The 1,487-nt window shown below is 60.9% G+C and carries 3 protein-coding genes; all 3 read right to left on the bottom strand.

Features of this window, described 5'->3' with window-relative positions; all coding sequences use genetic code 11:
* Positions 1–83 precede the first annotated feature (83 nt).
* The 3 genes from tnpB to L2A60_RS20380 are packed head-to-tail and all read right to left on the bottom strand — an operon-like array spanning position 84 to position 1,220.
* Entirely contained in the window at positions 84–314 is a 231-nt protein-coding gene (gene tnpB, locus L2A60_RS20390) for an IS66 family insertion sequence element accessory protein TnpB (RefSeq protein ID WP_235706290.1), read from the bottom strand.
* 26 nt (positions 315–340) lie between these two features.
* Complete coding sequence (tnpA, locus tag L2A60_RS20385; protein WP_268920357.1) at positions 341–784, bottom strand: IS66-like element accessory protein TnpA; 444 nt, start codon at positions 782–784, stop codon at positions 341–343.
* Between the two features lie 46 nt (positions 785–830).
* The gene (locus L2A60_RS20380; protein WP_235706288.1) at positions 831–1,220 is read right to left on the bottom strand and encodes a recombinase family protein; all 390 of its coding nucleotides are present in this window, start codon (positions 1,218–1,220) and stop codon (positions 831–833) included.
* Positions 1,221–1,487: the final 267 nt, after the last annotated feature.

Below are 1,487 nucleotides of genomic sequence, written 5' to 3'. Positions count from 1 at the left end.
CCAGCACCATCCGCACCGCGCGTTCGCGGACCTCAGGTGAATATCTGTTCGATGTCTTCCGCTTTTCCATTGCTCCATCCTACTCAAGAGTTGGAGCCTCCAGGATTCCCGGCGCGGTTCACGCCATGCTGAAGCTGCTTCCACACCAACACCAGCCCGCCGCCATCCCAGAACAGAATTTTGACGCGGTCCGATCTTTTGCAGCGAAAAACAATCAGCGCGCCGTCAAACGGGTCCTGGCGAAGCACCGAGGCTGCCAGCGCTGCCAGACTATGCGCGCCGCACCGAAAATCCACCGGCCGCGTCGCCAGCATGATGCGAACGCCAGGCGGGACCCCGATCAATGGCCCGACGCCCGGACCGCCCGCAGCACTGCCGTGAGGGATTTGGCGTCCACCCCGGCGGCGACACGAATGATCGCTCCCGACACCTCGATCGCGATCCCCGCCACCGCTGGCGCCGGCGGTGGCGGCGACGGCGTGGGCACAGCCAGCGCCGCAGGCTCGCCGACAATCCGCACGAACGCCGGCGCAGTCCGATCGTCAGATGCATCTCCGCCAGGCCCGCCACACGTCTCGGGCACCAACAATCGGCGCCAGCCAAATATCTGCTGCGGGCAGACCTGCCAGCGCCGCGCCACCCGCGAGACAACCGCACCAGGCACCAAAGATTCCGCCACGATCCGCGCCTTCTCATCCACCGACCACCGACGACGCCGGCCAGAACCCGTCAGAACCTCAACCCGTCGATACAAACCCTTCGCGTCGTCATTAACGTCGTCCATAATTCCGTCCCAAAGCAAAAATCTTCAGCCCCGGTAAGCATAAACATCACCAACGCAGAAGAATGGGAGCAGAACAACGCTTACCGATAACCTGCATCGTCATTTTCCCAGCCGGACTTGTAAGGTCGGCACCGCCAAGGGCGAGGCAGTGGACCCGCACACCGAGAGCGGCCAATTTGTCGACCGTGGCGCGGACGTCAATGGCGTTGCGGCCGAGGCGATCGAGTTTGGTCACAACCAACACGTCCCCAGTCTCAAGCCGATCGAGAAGGCGACGGAAGCCGGGGCGTTGGATAGCGGCGGTACTTCCGGAGATGGTCTCCACGACAACCCGATTCGGCTGCACGGCAAAACCGGCGCCCAGCACTTCCTGAACTTGGTTGTCGGTGGTCTGACCAGCGGTCGAGACGCGAGCATACACGAAGGTGCGGGCCATTTGGTTCGAAAACCGTCCAAAAATGCTGTCCGATAATGCGTCTTGTTCGAAACCCCGTCAAGGCTATATTTTGGACACAGCTAGCGGAGCTGTCCTTATAGAGGCCATAGCGTCGGTTGTTCGCCAGACAACGCTATGGGTGAACTAATCTTACTGTGTCACAAAATTCTTGCAGCGATTCGTTGACGCGTGTGAGTGGGTAGAGATTCTGACTCGTGGAGGCGGGTGGTGGGTCTCGAATCGAACACGCAAGGCAGCGAATCACGT

Origin of the sequence: Acidiphilium iwatense, from assembly GCF_021556475.1 — a bacterium.
Taxonomy (GTDB): domain Bacteria; phylum Pseudomonadota; class Alphaproteobacteria; order Acetobacterales; family Acetobacteraceae; genus Acidiphilium; species Acidiphilium iwatense.
The sequence above is the reverse complement of the archived record's forward strand: the minus strand, read 5'-3'. Positions and strand labels throughout refer to the sequence as shown.

Bases quoted from the DNA above. Each gene is read 5' to 3' on its own strand.
- tnpB (WP_235706290.1), bottom strand. From the start codon at position 314: ATGCTGGCGACGCGGCCGGTGGATTTTCGGTGCGGCGCGCATAGTCTG.
- tnpA (WP_268920357.1), bottom strand. From the start codon at position 784: ATGGACGACGTTAATGACGACGCGAAGGGTTTGTATCGACGGGTTGAG.
- L2A60_RS20380 (WP_235706288.1), bottom strand. From the start codon at position 1,220: ATGGCCCGCACCTTCGTGTATGCTCGCGTCTCGACCGCTGGTCAGACC.